The sequence below is a fragment of the Streptomyces sp. NPDC003327 genome, assembly GCF_053589515.1.
On sequence record NZ_JBSFSA010000013.1, the window covers coordinates 83847 to 98443 of the forward strand.

Annotated in this window: 11 protein-coding genes; 5 read left to right on the top strand and 6 right to left on the bottom strand. The window is 75.5% G+C overall.

Features of this window, described 5'->3' with window-relative positions; translation table 11 throughout:
* Nucleotides 1–118: 118 nt before the first annotated feature.
* The gene (locus ACWDVG_RS14540) at nt 119–2056 is read right to left on the bottom strand and encodes an N-acetylmuramoyl-L-alanine amidase (RefSeq protein ID WP_451699483.1); all 1938 of its coding nucleotides are present in this window, start codon (nt 2054–2056) and stop codon (nt 119–121) included.
* Nucleotides 2057–2403: 347 nt separating this feature from the next.
* Complete coding sequence (locus tag ACWDVG_RS14545; protein WP_451699484.1) at nt 2404–3531, bottom strand: aminoglycoside phosphotransferase family protein; 1128 nt, start codon at nt 3529–3531, stop codon at nt 2404–2406.
* Between the two features lie 233 nt (nt 3532–3764).
* On the opposite strand from ACWDVG_RS14545, the gene ACWDVG_RS14550 reads away from it, so the two are divergent.
* Complete coding sequence (locus ACWDVG_RS14550) at nt 3765–5255, top strand: DNA-binding protein NsdB (RefSeq protein WP_451699485.1); 1491 nt, start codon at nt 3765–3767, stop codon at nt 5253–5255.
* A gap of 205 nt (nt 5256–5460) precedes the next feature.
* Here ACWDVG_RS14550 and ACWDVG_RS14555 read toward each other — a convergent pair whose 3' ends face one another.
* Entirely contained in the window at nt 5461–6966 is a 1506-nt protein-coding gene (locus ACWDVG_RS14555) for a PP2C family protein-serine/threonine phosphatase (RefSeq protein ID WP_451699486.1), read from the bottom strand.
* A gap of 317 nt (nt 6967–7283) precedes the next feature.
* Here ACWDVG_RS14555 and ACWDVG_RS14560 point away from each other — a divergent pair, with 317 nt between their 5' ends.
* On the top strand, nt 7284–8732 hold the full coding sequence (locus tag ACWDVG_RS14560) for a hypothetical protein (RefSeq protein WP_451699542.1): 1449 nt from the start codon (nt 7284–7286) through the stop codon (nt 8730–8732).
* Entirely contained in the window at nt 8729–9919 is a 1191-nt protein-coding gene (locus ACWDVG_RS14565) for a threonine synthase (RefSeq protein ID WP_451699487.1), read from the top strand. The genes ACWDVG_RS14560 and ACWDVG_RS14565 overlap by 4 nt, the downstream gene beginning before the upstream one ends.
* A gap of 139 nt (nt 9920–10058) precedes the next feature.
* Here ACWDVG_RS14565 and ACWDVG_RS14570 read toward each other — a convergent pair whose 3' ends face one another.
* Complete coding sequence (locus tag ACWDVG_RS14570) at nt 10059–10739, bottom strand: NADPH-dependent F420 reductase (protein ID WP_451699488.1); 681 nt, start codon at nt 10737–10739, stop codon at nt 10059–10061.
* A 132-nt stretch (nt 10740–10871) separates the two neighbouring features.
* On the opposite strand from ACWDVG_RS14570, the gene ACWDVG_RS14575 reads away from it, so the two are divergent.
* Nucleotides 10872–11429 carry a GNAT family N-acetyltransferase gene (locus ACWDVG_RS14575; protein WP_451699490.1) on the top strand — a complete coding sequence of 186 codons (558 nt, stop codon included), beginning with the start codon at nt 10872–10874 and terminating at the stop codon, nt 11427–11429.
* 33 nt (nt 11430–11462) lie between these two features.
* On the opposite strand, the gene ACWDVG_RS14580 is transcribed toward ACWDVG_RS14575, so the two are convergent.
* Nucleotides 11463–12089 carry a YdeI/OmpD-associated family protein gene (locus ACWDVG_RS14580; protein ID WP_451699543.1) on the bottom strand — a complete coding sequence of 209 codons (627 nt, stop codon included), beginning with the start codon at nt 12087–12089 and terminating at the stop codon, nt 11463–11465.
* Between the two features lie 197 nt (nt 12090–12286).
* On the opposite strand from ACWDVG_RS14580, the gene ACWDVG_RS14585 reads away from it, so the two are divergent.
* Nucleotides 12287–13216 carry a carbohydrate kinase family protein gene (locus tag ACWDVG_RS14585; RefSeq protein ID WP_451699491.1) on the top strand — a complete coding sequence of 310 codons (930 nt, stop codon included), beginning with the start codon at nt 12287–12289 and terminating at the stop codon, nt 13214–13216.
* On the opposite strand, the gene ACWDVG_RS14590 is transcribed toward ACWDVG_RS14585, so the two are convergent.
* Entirely contained in the window at nt 13194–14483 is a 1290-nt protein-coding gene (locus ACWDVG_RS14590; protein WP_451699492.1) for an ATP-binding protein, read from the bottom strand. The two genes, ACWDVG_RS14585 and ACWDVG_RS14590, sit on opposite strands and share 23 nt — an antisense overlap.
* Nucleotides 14484–14597: the final 114 nt, after the last annotated feature.

Here is a 14597-nt window from a genome sequence, read left to right on the forward strand (position 1 = left end):
CCAGCTTTACCCCTCGCCCGCACGGCGCACGCACGGTCCCGCATAGTCATACGAACGCCGCGAGGGCGGTGCCGGCCCCTGCGTCCGACACCACCCCACGGCTTTCGGCCATGCTCCGTCAGGAAGTGGAAACACGCACGTCAGCGGCCTTCACAAACGCCACCCGATGGCCGAACTGAATCTGGTAGTACTCTTCCTGACCACGGACCACCCGATGCCCCGTCGTATCGAACACCGGGGCGAAGTAGTACTCGCCGACCGTGCTCCCCCCGACCACGTACCGCTGGCCCGCGAGCAGCTTGTACGGCAACGGCGACACCGCCTGCACCGGCACGCCCGCCGGATACGCGGACGCCTCCGGATAGGCCCGCCCGTACACCGGCACCTCCGCGAGCCCGTCCCGCGGCGTGAGGACCCGGCCCCGGGCGTTCACCGCCGTCGGCTCCGCCTTCGGGTTGTGGAACCACGCCTTCTGGCCCAGGTACCAGATCGCCGTCCACTCCCCGCTCCGCTCCGCCACCGCGTAGCTCTGGCCCGTCGAGGCCCGCGCCCCGGTGTCGTTGACGCCGGTCGTCGAAGCCTGCCCGCCCGGCCGCAGTCCGATGTCCTTCACGAGGGGCGCGTCGGCGCTCGGCGCGGTGTGCAGCCGCACCGCCCCGCTCCCGTGCGGCGCGCACGCCTCTCCGGCCTTCGCGCAGCCCGTGTAGACCGGCCGGTGCGCGGTGTAGTCCGGGCGGATCGTCACCACCCCGGCGTCCGGCCCCGCGCTCGGCGTGAACGGCCGCCCGAGCAGCCGGAAGTAGTGCGCCCAGTCCCAGTACGGCCCCGGGTCGGTGTGCATGCCCCGGATCGTCGAGGTCACCGTGCCCGGCACGTTGTCGTGCCCGAGCACGTGCTGCCGGTCGAGCGGGATGTCGAAGCGCTGCGCCAGGTACCGCACGAGCCGGGCCGACGTGCGGTACATCGCCTCCGTGTACCAGGAGTCCGGCGCCGTCAGGAAGCCCTCGTGCTCCAGCCCCACCGACTTGGCGTTCACGAACCAGTTCCCGGCGTGCCAGCCGACGTCCTTCAGAGGCAGGTGCTGGGCGATGTGCCCGTCCGAGGAGCGCAGCGAGTACTGCCAGGAGACGTACGTCGGGTCCTGGACGAGGCCCAGGGTGACGTCCCAGGTCGCCTCGGTGTCGTGGACGACGATGTAGTCCACCTTCTGCGACGCGGGACGGTTCGCCTTGTCGTGGTTGCCGTAGTCCCCGTCGCCGAACTCCTCGTACGGCGCGGGGATCCACTCGCACGCCACGGTCGGCGGGCACTCCACCGGTCCCGGCGCCGGGGCGCGCAACCCGAGCGCCGCCACCTGGCCGGTCTCGGGGGCGACCGACGGGGCGGCCGGCAGCGTCACCCGCAGGCCGCTGTCGGTGGTCCGGGACTCCCCGGTGCGGATCACGTCGAACACGTCGTTTGCGAAGGCCGTCGCCGTCGCCGAGTCCTCCGCGCCGGAGTAGCGCGCCACCGCCCCGTACCAGTCGGCCGGGTCCGTGCTCGGCGGCAGCCCCGCCTCCCGCTGGGCGGCGGCGAGGAGGGCCGCCCCGCCCTCGATGTTCGCGCCCGTGGTGGTCCGCAGTTCCTCGGCCGGCAGGCCGGTGAGCGCGGCGGCCCGTTCCAGGGTCCGCAGCCGCGGCGGCAGCTCCGCCGCCGTGGGCAGCGGGGTCTCCGCACCCGTCCGCGCGGGGCGCGCCGCGTCACCGCGCGGGTCCTCCTCCCCGTCGTGGTGGTGCGGCAGCGCACGCGCGAGCGCGGTCGCCGCGTCCGTCAGGTGCATCGGCCCGTACCCGCCGGTGACGCTGGGCGCCCCACCGTGGCCGTCCCAGCGCGACTGCAGATAGGAGACGGCGAGCAGCACGCTCTCCGGTACGCCGTGCCGCTCGGCCGCCGCCGCGAACTGCCGCTGCAGGACCTCCGCCTCTGGCCCCTCGGCGGTGGCCGAAGGGGCGGCGGCGAGGAGCGGCAGGAGCAGGACGGCGGGCGCGACACGTCTGAGGTACGGGGAACGGAGCAAGGCAGCCTCCTGCGACGGGGAAGGACGGGGGCGTGCGGAACCGAATCCGTACAGGGGTATCGGCTCCCGGACGATCCGTCAATCACCCGACGCGCGCCGTGATTTCCCACGTCAGAGCGGTGTCCGTGGCGCCGGGGAGCAAGTTTCGCGCGGGCGGCGCACCGGCCTGGGACGCGTCAGTGGAGTGGACCAATGGCCGCCGATCGCCCGGCTTCCCGTCCCGTGCCACATCACACGGCCGACCCACCGGCGACGGCCCGGCCAGGCCCGTACGACGAAGCGCCGCACGCCCGGTGTGTCGGCACCGGGTGCGCGGCGCACCACCCCCGTGTCGCGTCCGGAGCGCCTCAGCGCGTCCCGACCGCCGCGCGCACGGCCCGCCGTGCCATGGCGCAGTCCTCGTGCAGCCGCCTCAGCAGCAGCCGCTGTTCCTCGCCCGGTGCCAGACCGCCCGAGGGCGGCGGGACCGAACCGGCCGGCGGGGCCTCCTTGATGGTGCGCTGCACGGCCGTCTCGTACGTACGGATCTCCCGCGTCAGCACGATCATCAGGTTCACCAGGAAGGCGTCCCGGGAGGCCGGGCCCGCCTGCTGGGCGAGCTGGCTGATCTGGCGGCGGGCCAGCGGCGCGTCACCGAGGACCGCCCACAGCGTCGCCAGGTCGTACCCGGGCAGGTACCAGCCCGCGTGCTCCCAGTCGACCAGGACCGGCCCCGCCGGGGAGAGCAGGATGTTCGAGAGCAGCGCGTCGCCGTGGCAGAACTGCCCCATGCCCTGCCGCCCGCCCGCCTGCGCCAGACCGTGCAGCAGCTTCTGCAGGTCGTCACGGTCCCGGTCGGTGAGGAGCCCGAGCTCGTGGTACCGGGCGATCCGGGCCCCGTAGTCGAGCGGGGCGTCGAAGGTCCCGGCAGGCGGGCGCCAGGCGTTGAGCCGGGCGACCGCGCCGAGCGCGGCCCGCACGTCCGCCCGCGGCGGCGCCTCCAGGGGGTGGCGCGAGAGCGCCGCGGCCCGTCCGGGCATCCGCTCGATCACCAGCGTGCAGTTCTCCGGGTCCGCGGCGATCAGCCGCGGCGCCCGCACCGGCGGACGGTGGCGGACGAAGGAGCGATAGGCCGCTATCTCGTGCTGGAACCGTTCGACCCACGCGGGGGAGTGGTCCAGTAAACACTTGGCGACCGCTGTGGTCCGTCCGGTCGTCCCGACGATCAGGACGGAGCGGCCGCTGCGCCGCAGCACCTGCACCGCGTTGAACTCCGGGCAGATCCGGTGGACCGACGCGATCGCCGTCTTCACCTGCGCCCCCTGGGGGCCGGACAGATCGATCCTCCCGCTGACCGGCTGCGTGCCGGTGCCGCCGACCCAGCGCCTCGGCCGGACGGCCTGGGGAGCGGGGGCGAGGTACGGTCCGTTGCCGGCGGGGACGATGCGGTGCTGCGGCCGGGGCGGGGCGGACACGGAGGACGATGCTGTGTACATGGAGGTGACAGATCCCTTCGTGTGCCGACGATGTGCGTGCGTCGCCCCGCCCGCCCCCGGTCCGCACCCTGGGGAATGAGGGCCGGTCGGCGGGGCGGGGTGGCGCATACCTACCTGACACCCGGGCGCGGGTGGCGGAACATCGGGCGCACCCTGGCGAACCCTGGCGAATAGTCGCCAGCCCTATGACAGGGGGTTACTGTCAACTCAGCCGAGAACCTGGGGGCTTAGACGTGACCGGACAATCCAACACCCGCCTTGCGGACCTCTTCGGCCTGGCCGGCTGGTCCAAGGGCGAACTCGCGAGACTCGTGAACCGGCAGGCGGCGGCCATGGGCCACCCCCAGCTGGCGACCGACACCTCGCGCGTGCGGCGGTGGATCGACCGGGGGGAGACCCCCCGCGATCCCGTGCCCCGGGTGTTGGCCGCCCTGTTCACCGAGCGACTCGGCCGTGTCGTGACCATCGAGGACCTCGGGTTCGTACGACACGGGCGCGCCGGAAAGCGGCAGGACGTCAGGAACGACGACAACCCTGACGGGCTGCCCTGGGCACCCGATCGTACGGCGGCGGTCCTCACCGAATTCACGGGAATGGACCTCATGCTCAACCGACGCGGCCTGGTGGGCGCGGGCGCCGCACTCGCCGCAGGCTCCGCACTCACCAGCTCCCTCTACGACTGGCTCCAGACCGACCCCGCACCGGGCGGCGTCGCCCGGCGCACCATCGATCCCCTCCACGCCGACCCCGCCGGGTTCGACCGCTACGAGGCCGCCCCCGTCGGGTCGGAGGAGATCGAGGCGCTGGAGCACTCCGTTGAGGTGTTCCGTGCCTGGGACGCCTCGCGCGGCGGCGGTCTCCAGCGCAAGGCGGTCGTGGGCCAGCTGAACGAGGTGGGCGGCATGCTCGCCTACCGTCACGCCGACCACCTCCAGCGCCGCCTCTGGGGCGTCGCCGCCAACCTGGCGGTCCTCGCGGGCTGGATGTCGCACGACGTCGGCCTCGAACCCACCGCCCAGAAGTACTTCGTCATCGCCGCGCACGCGGCCCGCGAGGGCGGCGACCGCCCCCGCGCCGGGGAGGCGCTCTCCCGCGCCGCCCGCCAGATGGTGCACCTGGGCCGCCCCGACGAGGCGCTCGACCTGCTGAAGCTGGCGAAGGCCGGCTCGGGCGAGCGGCTGCTGCCGAGGACCCGGGCGATGTTCCAGACGATCGAGGCGTGGGCGCAGGCGTCCATGGGCCGGGGCCAGGCGATGCGCCGCACGCTCGGGGAGGCCGAGGACCTCTTCGTCTCCGACCGGTCGGACGAACCGCCGAGCTGGATGCAGACCTTCGACGAGGCCGACATGCACGGCATGCAGGCGCTCGCCTACCGCACGCTCGCCGAGCACGACCCGGCCGCGGCCGTCCCCGCGCAGCGCCACGCGAAGCTGGCGATCGAACTGCGGCGCGGCGGCCACGACCGCTCCAAACTCTTCGACCACATCTCGCTCGCCTCGGCCTGCTTCATCGCCGACGACCCCGAGCAGGCCGACCGGTACGCCCGGCTCGCGCTCATGTCGATGGGGAACACCTCGTCCCACCGGACGTGGGACCGGCTGCGGGAGATGTACCGGCTCACCGGCCAGTACGCGGGGTACTCGAAGATCGAGGCGCTGCGCGAGGAAATCGAGCTCGCGCTGCCGAGGTCGCCGGTCAACCGTCCGAGGACCGGGCAGGCCTGAGGGCGGGCGTCCGCGCCGTCACGGCTCCGGTCGCACGGGCTCGTACGGGCTCAGGCCGGCTCGCACGCTCTTTTGCGGCTCGCACGCGCTCGGACCGGTCGGCACGGGTTCGGGCCGGGACAGGGGTGCACCGGGGCGTGGCCGTATGCCTCCGTGCGTCGTCGACGCGGCCTGCCGCCGTGGCGGGGCCGGCCCGCCGACGGGCTCAGTGGCCGACCCGGACCACCATCACGCAGGCGTCGTCCTCGCGCGGCTCCTCGCCGAACTCCTCCGCCACCAGGCGCACGCACTCCTGCGCGTCCCGCGCGCCGGTCAGCCGCTGCCCGAGGGCGAGGAGCCGACGGGCGCCCGTGTCGTCCTGCGCTCCGCTGCCCCGGGTCAGTCCGTCGGTGTGGAGGACCAGCAGGTCGCCGGGGAGAAGCCGGGTCTCCGTCTCCTCGTACGCGGCCCCGGCGGTCGCCCCGAGCAGCACGCCGTCCGGGCGGCGCAGCGCGCGCCCCGTCCCGTCGCGGAACAGCAGCGGGGCGGGGTGTCCGGCCTGCGCCCACGTCAGGGTCTGGGCGACCGGGTCGTAGCGGCAGCACATCGCGCTGCCGAGCGCGGGCTGAACGGAGGTCTCCAGGAGCTGGTTGAGGTGGCCCATCAGGGCGGCGGGCCGGATGCCGGCGACCGCCATGCCGCGCAGGGCGCCGAGCAGCATCGCCATGGAGGAGGTGGCGGCGACGCCGTGCCCGGTGAGGTCGCCGACGGTCAGGAGCGCGTCCCCGTCCGGGAGCGCCAGCGCGTCGTACCAGTCGCCGCCGATGAGGCCGGTCGTCGCGGCGGGCAGGTAGTGGCCCGCCACGTCCAGCGGCGCGGGTCCGTCGTGGGCGAAGCGGAGCGAGCCGCGCCACGGCGGCAGCACGGCCTCCTGGAACTCGACGGCCACCCGGCGCTCGGTCCGCTCCAGGTGGCGGCTGCGCTCCAGGGAGTCCCGGCTCTCGCGCACGGCGCGCTCGCTGCGGCGCAGTTCGCTCACGTCCCGGATGACGGCCCACATGGAGGCCGTGCAGCCGTCGGTGTCGAGGACGGGCTCGCCGGTCATGTGGACGGTGCGCACCCGGCCGTCCGAGCGGACGATGCGGAACTCGCCGTCGATCGGCTTCCCGTCGATCAGACAGTCCGTCACCATTGCCTGCAGCAGCGGCTGGTCCTCGGCGAACACCATGGACGGCATCTCGTCCAGGGACATCGGACCGTTCTCGCGGGGGCGGCCGAAGATCTGGAACAGCTCCTCCGACCAACTCACCTCGTCCGTCAGGAGGTTCCACTCGGCGCTGCCGACGCGGGAGAGCAGCGAACCGGTGCGCGGGGGAGCGGGCTCGCCGTACGCGGCACCGGGATCGCCTGTGGGCTCCGTGTCGAGCAGGCCGTCCACGTCGCCCTCGGGCGCCTCCGGGGAAGGCCGCCCGCCGGTCCCCGGGGTGGCGGGCGGCGCCGGGACTCCGGCCCGCAGCTGCCCCAACTGGGCACCCAAATCGTCGAGTTGGTGGACGGCCAGGTCGCAGAGGGCCCGCTGCCAGCGCAGCTGGGGGTCGTCGTCGTTCGTCGCGGCGTCCCGGCGCACGGCGGCGACCTCGCCGCGCAGACGACGGGTCTGCGAGATCAGCGCGTCCACCGCGCCCGGCTCCGGCGGCTGGGCGGGTCGGTCCGCGAAGAGGGGGGACGGCATGTCGTACTCCGATGCAGGCGCGGCACGGCCAGTGTGAAGAAGGAGGCCCAATACGACTGTTGCACAGCCTCGGACGGCTCGTAAGGGATTTGGCAACACTCGATCCGGTGGTGCTTCTGACATATGCCTTCGGCCCGACGATTATCGGTCAGGGCCTGACGGGTTACGGTGCTCGGGTGGTGAACGACGAGGACAACGGCACGGCGGGCCCGGCGTACGGGGACACACGGACGACGGACGCGCGTGCGAGAACCGGGACGGGGGCGACGGGCACCGCCGTGCTGCTCGCCGCCGCGCCCGCGGGACGCGGCCGCGCCATGGACGCCGCCTCGGTGCTCCCCGCCCTCGCGGCCGTCCCGCCCGGAGCGCTCACCGGCACCGCGACCGCCACCGTCGTCGAACTCGCCGACCCGCTCGACCCGCAGACCGTCCTCACCCGGTTGCGGGCCGCGGCCGCCACCCCCGGCCCGCTCGCCGTCCTCCTCGCCGGGCAGCTCCACCTCGACCGCCGCCAGCGGCTGCCCCACTTCGCCCTCGCCCGCACCATCCCCGCGACGCTCCGCTACACCGCCCTGCCCTGGCACTGGCTCGCCGCCGCCCTCGCGACCCGGCGGCCCGGCACCGTCACGGTCGTCGCCGACCTGACCGCCGACCCCGCCGTCTGGGAACGCCTCACCGCCGATCCGCACCTGCTCCACCTCGGCCCCGCCGCCCACCTGTACGGCCGCGTCACCCGGGCCCCGCGCCGCGGCGCCCCGACGACCCCGGACTACCTCCGGGCCTGGGCGGACCTCTGGCGCGCCGACCCCCGGCTCCCGCACCCGGCCCTCCACGCGGAGGCGGCCGGCCGCGCACCCGGGCTCCTCCTCACCCCGCAGGCCCCGAGCCCGGCGCAGCTGACGCCGTACGTGCCCCGGGGCGGGGTGGCGGTGACACCGCCGGGCCCCGGAGCCGCCGGGGACGACGCGGCCGGGAGGGTCCCGGTGGCCGTGCGGGGGCCGGTGCCTGCCGGGCTCCCGCCCGCGGGGCAGGGGGCCGCCTTGCCCGGGATCCCCGCGCCGGCGACCGCTCGGGCGACCGCTCGGGCGACCGCTCGGGCGACCGCTCCGACGACGGCCGCGAGGACCGTCGAGGAGACCCCGCCGACCCGGCCCCTCCGGCCGCCCGCGCGCGTGCGCGCGCCCCGGCGGCCCGAGGCCCCCGCACGGCAGCTCGCCCCGGCCGGACCCGCCGAAGCGCGCGCCGGGCAGGGGCACCGGCCGCCCGAGGCGCCGGGACCCCGCACACCACCGCCCGTACCCGCGGGCCCGCCCCCCGGCCCCGGGGCGCCGCACGACCCGCACCCCGCGATCCTGGCCGCCGCCGTGGCGGGGCGGCACGCGGAGGCCGCGGCCGTCGCGGCCGCCTGGGAGAGCGAGGCGCTGCGGACCTACGGCCCCAGGTCCCTGGAGGCCCTGCACTGGCTGGAGGTACGGGCCGACCTGGCCCGGCTGGCCGGAGAACCCGGCCGCAGCTGCGAGTTGTGGCTCTCCGTCGCCGAGGCGCTGCTCGGACTCGGCCGGTCCGCCGACGACCCCGCCGTCGAGGGGGCCGTCGACCGGGCGCACCACCAGTGGGAGCAGATCGACGACCCGGCCAGGGCCCGCGCCCTCGGCGACACTCTCGTCGGGCTCCGGGAGCGCGTGCCGGGACGGCAGCCCGGCGCGCTGGCCGCGCTGCGCCGTCGCACGGGCCGACCCGACCCCGTACGGAAGGACCCGCAGTGACCTCGCTCGCCACCGCCCAGCGCTCGCTCGCCGACCCCGCCGTCCGCCACCCCCTCTGGCCGCCGCTGACGCGCGGCTGCCCGGTCACCTCGACCCCCGAGGTCGCCTACCCGCTCGACATCGACTACGCGTACGAGGACGTCCCCGCGGACCTCTTCGACCGCCCCGCCGCCCACGGGCTCGACCGCTGGGCCCCGCTGCTGCCGCCCCTCGCCGCTCCCGGTCTCGGCGAGGGCAACACCCCCCTGGTCGAACTCCCCGACGGCGTCCTGGTGAAGGACGAGTCCCGGAACCCGACCTGGAGCCACAAGGACCGCCTCAACCGCGTCGCCGTCAGCGCCGCGGTGGCCTCCGGGGCGCGCGGGATCGTCGTCTCCTCCTCCGGCAACCACGGCGCCTCGGCCGCCGCCTACGCGGCCCGCGCCGGCCTGCCCTGCGCCGTCTTCACCTCGCCGCACGCCCCGCCCGCCGTCGCCTCCCACCTCCGCGCCTACGGGGCGACGGTCCTCACCGTCCCGTACGAGACGGTGAAGCCGCTCATGCGCCGGATCGTCGACGACCTCGGCTTCCAGGCCGTCAGCAGCGTGACGGACACGGTCCACACCGGACACCCCTTCGGGCCGGAGGGGTACAAGACCCTCGCCTACGAGATCGCCCTCGACCTCGGCCGCGCCCCGGCGGCCGTTCATGTGCCCACCGGATACGGCGAGTTGCTCTTCGGCGTGGCAAAGGGGTTCCAGGAGCTCGCCCGGCTCGGCGTGACGGACTCCGTCCCCCGCGTGTACGCCACCGAGCCCGCCGCGGCCGGTGCGCTCACCGAGGCGGTGCGCTCCGGACGGCCCGTCGCGCGGGTGCCCGTCCGGCCCACCGTGGCGTACGCGATCGACTGCGAGGTGAACAGCTACCGCGGGGTGGTGGCCGTGCGGGAGACCGGGGGAGGGGCCCGCACCGTGACGGACGAGCAGCTGGAGTCGGCCCGCGCGGAGCTGGCCGTGCAGGGGCTCTGGTGCGAGGCGTCCTCCGCCGTCGGTCTCGCCGGCCTGCGGGCTCTGGGGCCGCGCGAGACCGAGGGGCCGGTGGTGTGCGTGATGACGTCCAGCGGATACAAGTGCGCCACCACGGGCGGTGCGTCGTACGCGCCGACGGAGCCGGACTGGGCGACGATCGAGAAGGCCCTGACCGGCTGATCGGTTGATCGGCTCACCGGCCGACCGGCTGATCGACGCGTCGGCCGGCCGGGCGGGGGCGTCACCACCGTCCAACCTGTTCCGGCGGAGGTGACCGGGGCCCGCGCCGCCCGTCACCGGGCGGTTGGCCCCGCTGCCGTCAGGACTCCGCCGGCTCCCGGCGGTCGGGCGCCCGGGCCGCGCGAGGCACGACCCGGATGCCGAACCGGTAGTCGCCGAGGGCCCCCGCGATCCCGACGAAGAGCAGCGCGAAGTGCTCCTGACCACGCGCCGTCGCGATGCCGCCCAGGTCGAGCCGGGACTCCGCCGGCCAGCCGAGGTCGCCGAGCAGGCCGCCGACCACCCGCTTCGCCTCCGCGTCCTCGCCGGAGAGGAAGACGGTGCCCGGCCCCTCCAGGGAGCCCGGATCGACCATCACGAGCCGGTCGACCGTGGCGAGGCTCTTCACCACCCGGGTCTCGGGGAACGCCTCCTGGATCTCCTCGCCGAGGCTGACCCCGAGGTGCGAGAGCGTCCCGTCCTCCAGGAAGCCGACGCCGACGTCCAAGAGCACCTTCCCGGCCAGCGCCGGGGCCCCGACCGACCGGAGCAGCCCGACCGAGACGGTGCCCGGCGTCGCGTTCACCACCACGTCCGCGTCGGCGACCGCAGCGGCCGAGCCCCCGACCCGTACCCCCGCGGCGATCAGCTCCTTCAGCTCCGCCCGCAGTTCCTCGTCCGCCGGGCGCCGCGATCCGAGGACGACCTCGTGTCCCGCCCGCGCCCAGGCTCCGGCGAGCGCCCGACCCACATGTCCCGTTCCGAGAATTCCGATGCGCATGGCGGTCATCCTTCCGGTGCCGCGCCGCCCCCGCCTCGGCCGCGGGCCCGTACCTCGCTCGGACCAAGGACCTACGTCGCGGGCCGCGGCCCCACCCCCCGGTCCGGGGCGGAGCCTGGGATCATCGGACGTATGACCGCCTCCCCGACGCCCCCCGGACCCGCCGCCGCCGCCGGCGCCGCGGTCGCGCCCGGGGCGAAGGCGACCGCCGGGCCGCCCGCGCCGCTCGCCACCGAGCGGCTGCTGCTGCGGCCCGTGCGCCGGGCGGATCTGCCCGCCGTCACCCGGCTGTGGACCGACACCCGCGTACGGGAGCACCTCGGCGGCCCCGTCACGGAGCCCGTCATCCGCATCCGGCAGCGGCGGATCGTCGGCGCGCCCGGCTGCCACGCCGTGACACGGGCCGCCGACGGAGCCCTCCTCGGTCTGGTCACGGTGGACCCCGCCGGCCGGAACGGCGAGACGGAGGTGTCGTACCTGTTCCTGCCCGAGCACTGGGGGCGGGGTTACGCCCGGGAGGCCGTCGCCGCCGTGGTCGCGCGGCTCCTGGAGACCGTCCCGAGCGTCGTCGCGGTCACCCAGGTGGAGAACCGCCGCTCGCGCGACCTGCTGACCGCGGTCGGCCTCGAACACGCCGAGTCCTTCGTGGAGTGGGACGCCCACCAGGTCCTCTACCGCCGGAGCGCCTGACCGCAGCGGTACGCCCGCCGGCGCCGGCCCTCCTCAGGCCGCCCCCGCCCGCAGGGCGGCCAGGGCCCGCTCCAGGCGGGCCGACCGGGTCTTCGGCGTCCGGGCCTGCCACAGGGTCAGGATGATCAGATAGCGGTCGGTCTTCCCCAGGGCGTCGAAGGCCTTCGCGGCGGCCGGGTCCGCCGCGAGCGCCGCCGCCAGGTCGTCCGGGACCGTCGCGTCCTTCTGAGCGGGGTACGCGCTCTCCCAGCGGCCGTCGGCCCGCGCCGCACGCACCTCGGCGAGTCCGGGCTCCCGCATCCGGCCGGCCGCGGTGAGCGCCTCGACCTGGCGCACGTTCACCTGCGACCAGAGGCTGCGGGGGCGGCGCGGGGTGATCTTCTGGAGGTAGGTGCGCTCGTCGCGCGCCTTGCGCTTGCCGGTGATCCAGCCGTAGATCAGCGTGCCGTCGAGGATCTCGTCCGCCGTCGGGGACGGCAGGTCCGCGCCCTTGCGGGCCAGGAGCAGCCAGATGCCCGGGGTGTCCCCGTGGTGCTCCGCAAGCCAGGCCTCCAGCTCCCGGCCGTCCGCGAACGCCATGACCGCGAGCCCCTCGACCGGCTCCAGCCCCTCGACCCGCTCAGGCCCCGCGCCCGGCTCCGGCTCCTCGACCGAACCCACCGTGTCCGTCACCCTGACCACCCTCGCGCCGCCGCCGACACCGCTTCGGCATCGGTCCCGCCCCCATGGTGACACCGCCACCGCACGACACCCTGCCGACCGCGGGACCTGCGCCACGCCGCCCGGCGTCCCGTAGCATCTGCGCGTCCTGCACCAGGGCATACCGGCACCCCTCACGCCTAGGAGCTCTGCACGCCATGTCCTTCCTGGTGATCGGCGAGTGCGTCGCCGACATCGTCCGCGGCGCCGACGGCACCGAACGGGTCCACCCGGGCGGCTCTCCCGCCAACGTCGCCCACGGCCTCGCCCGGCTCGGCCGGGAGGTCACGCTGCTCACGCAGCTCGCCGACGACGACAAGGGGCGGCTGGTCGCCGGCCACCTGAGGGGCGCGGGCGTACGGATCGTCGTCGGCGGAGCCCCCGACCGCACCCCGTCGGCGGCCGTCGGCCTCGACGCGCGCGGCCACGCCACGTACACCTTCGACATCGCCTGGACCCTGGAGAGCGGGCTCCCGGCCGGCGAGGCGCCCGCGCACGTGCACATCGGCTCGATCGCCGCGGTCACCGCCCCCGGCGCGGACACCGTGCTCGCCGAGGTCGAGCGGCTCCGCGACCGCGCCACCGTCAGCTACGACCCCAACGTGCGGCCCGCGCTGATGGGGGAGCACGGCGCGGCCGTCGCCCGCGTCGAGCGCTGTGTCGCGCTGAGCGACCTGGTGAAGGCGAGCGACGAGGACCTCGCCTGGCTCTACCCCGGCGAGGAGCCGCACGCCGTCGCCACCCGCTGGCTGGGCCTCGGCCCGGCCGTCGTCCTCGTCACCCGGGGCGCGGCCGGCTCGCTCGCCGTCACCCGGGACGGGACGGTGGCCGCCGGGGCACCGCGGGTCACCGTCGTCGACACGGTCGGCGCGGGCGATTCGTTCATGTCCGCCGCCCTCGACGCCCTCGCGGGGCGCGGGAGGGAGGCCCTCGGCGCGCTCGGCGCCGAGTCCCTCGCGGGGCTGCTGCGCGACGCGGGCGCGGCGGCCGCCGTCACGGTCTCCCGGGCCGGGGCCCAGCCGCCCGACCGGTCCGAACTGGACGCGGCGCGGGCGGAGGTCGCCGTCACGTCCGGGCGTGCGTCGTGATGTCCGAGGCGAACTGCTCCACCATCTCCGGAGTGACCGTCGGCCTGCACTGGGCGATGGCCTCCAGGTAGTCCGCCGTGCTCGCCCCCGGCGCGGGCCCGTCACCGGGCCGGACGCCGACCGCGACCAGGTCCCGCTCGAAGGAGGCCTGGGCGGCGATCCGGGCGGCGTGCTCGATGTCCGCCGGGGTGAACAGCTCGCTGGCCAGGACCAGTTCGTCGATGTCGACGTCCGGTCGCCCGTCGGTGTACCGCGCCCAGATCGCCGCGCGGGCCGCCTTGTCGGGCGTACCGATCGGGATCAGGTAGTCGAAGCGTCCGGGGCGCAGGAACGCCGGGTCGAGGGAGCGGATGGAGTTGGTGGCGCAGACGAGCAGCCGCTCGTCGCGCTCCCGGAACCCCGGGATGAGCTTGAGGAGTTCGTTGGTGACGCCGTGCATGCCGCCGGGCTGCGCGGGCTCGGAGCGGACCGGGGCGATCTCCTCGACCTCGTCGATGAAGACGAGGACCCGTTCCAGCTCGGCGATCCGGGCGAACGCCGAGCGGAGCGCCGCCGCGAGGTTCCCCTCGTCGGCCAGGCGCGAGGGCAGGATCTCGACGAACGGCCAGCCCAGCCGGGAGGCGATCCCGCGTGCGAACGTCGTCTTGCCGGTGCCGGGCGGCCCGAAGAGGCAGACCGCGCGCGGCGGGCGCACACCGTGCCGGGTGGCCCGCTCCGGCTCGGCGAGCGGCAGCACCACCCGCCGTTCGATGAGGTCCTTCTCCCGCTCCATGCCGGCGACCTTCGCCCACAGGTCGCCCGGGAGCAGGCGCCCGCCGAGGTCGTCGAGGAGCCCGGCGGCCGGGCCGTGCAGCGGCTCGACCTTCTCGAAGTACGCGACCGCCGGCTGGCGCGTGTACCCGGCGTTGAGGAGGCCCTCGCCGAGGAGCTCCTCCTCCGGCAGGACGTACGCGATCCGCCCGACCCGGGCCGCCACGAGCCGCCGCTCCAGCTCCACCAGGAGCGCGCTGGCCAGGCCGCGGCCGCGCCAGGCGGAGGAGATGGCGACCCGCATGACCCAGGCCCGCTCGCCCGCGACGCAGGCGAGCGCCGCGCCGATCGGCACGCCCTGGTGGACGGCGACGACGGCCGGCTGGCGGGAGGTGAGGGCGCCGATGCACTCGGCGAGGGAGAACACGGACTCCTGCCCCAGCTCGGCCGTGGTGTCGATCAGATGGACGACGGCGGCGAGATCGCTCTCGCGGTAGTCGTGGATGTGCCAGTTCACCGGTGGTACCGCCCCTCGTTGTGCCGTTCCGGCGAGGCTAGGGGCGGCCGGGGAGCGCGGTCGTGCGCCGTCGTGCACAAGCCGGTACGGGCAAACGCTCCGTACCGGCTCTAT

What these genes read in the sequence shown, in the direction of transcription:
- ACWDVG_RS14545 (WP_451699484.1), bottom strand. Translation starts at nt 3,531, where the DNA reads ATGTACACAGCATCGTCCTCCGTGTCCGCCCCGCCCCGGCCGCAGCAC.
- ACWDVG_RS14555 (WP_451699486.1), bottom strand. Translation starts at nt 6,966, where the DNA reads ATGCCGTCCCCCCTCTTCGCGGACCGACCCGCCCAGCCGCCGGAGCCG.
- ACWDVG_RS14560 (WP_451699542.1), top strand. Translation starts at nt 7,284, where the DNA reads ATGGACGCCGCCTCGGTGCTCCCCGCCCTCGCGGCCGTCCCGCCCGGA.
- ACWDVG_RS14570 (WP_451699488.1), bottom strand. Translation starts at nt 10,739, where the DNA reads ATGCGCATCGGAATTCTCGGAACGGGACATGTGGGTCGGGCGCTCGCC.
- ACWDVG_RS14575 (WP_451699490.1), top strand. Translation starts at nt 10,872, where the DNA reads ATGACCGCCTCCCCGACGCCCCCCGGACCCGCCGCCGCCGCCGGCGCC.
- ACWDVG_RS14585 (WP_451699491.1), top strand. Translation starts at nt 12,287, where the DNA reads ATGTCCTTCCTGGTGATCGGCGAGTGCGTCGCCGACATCGTCCGCGGC.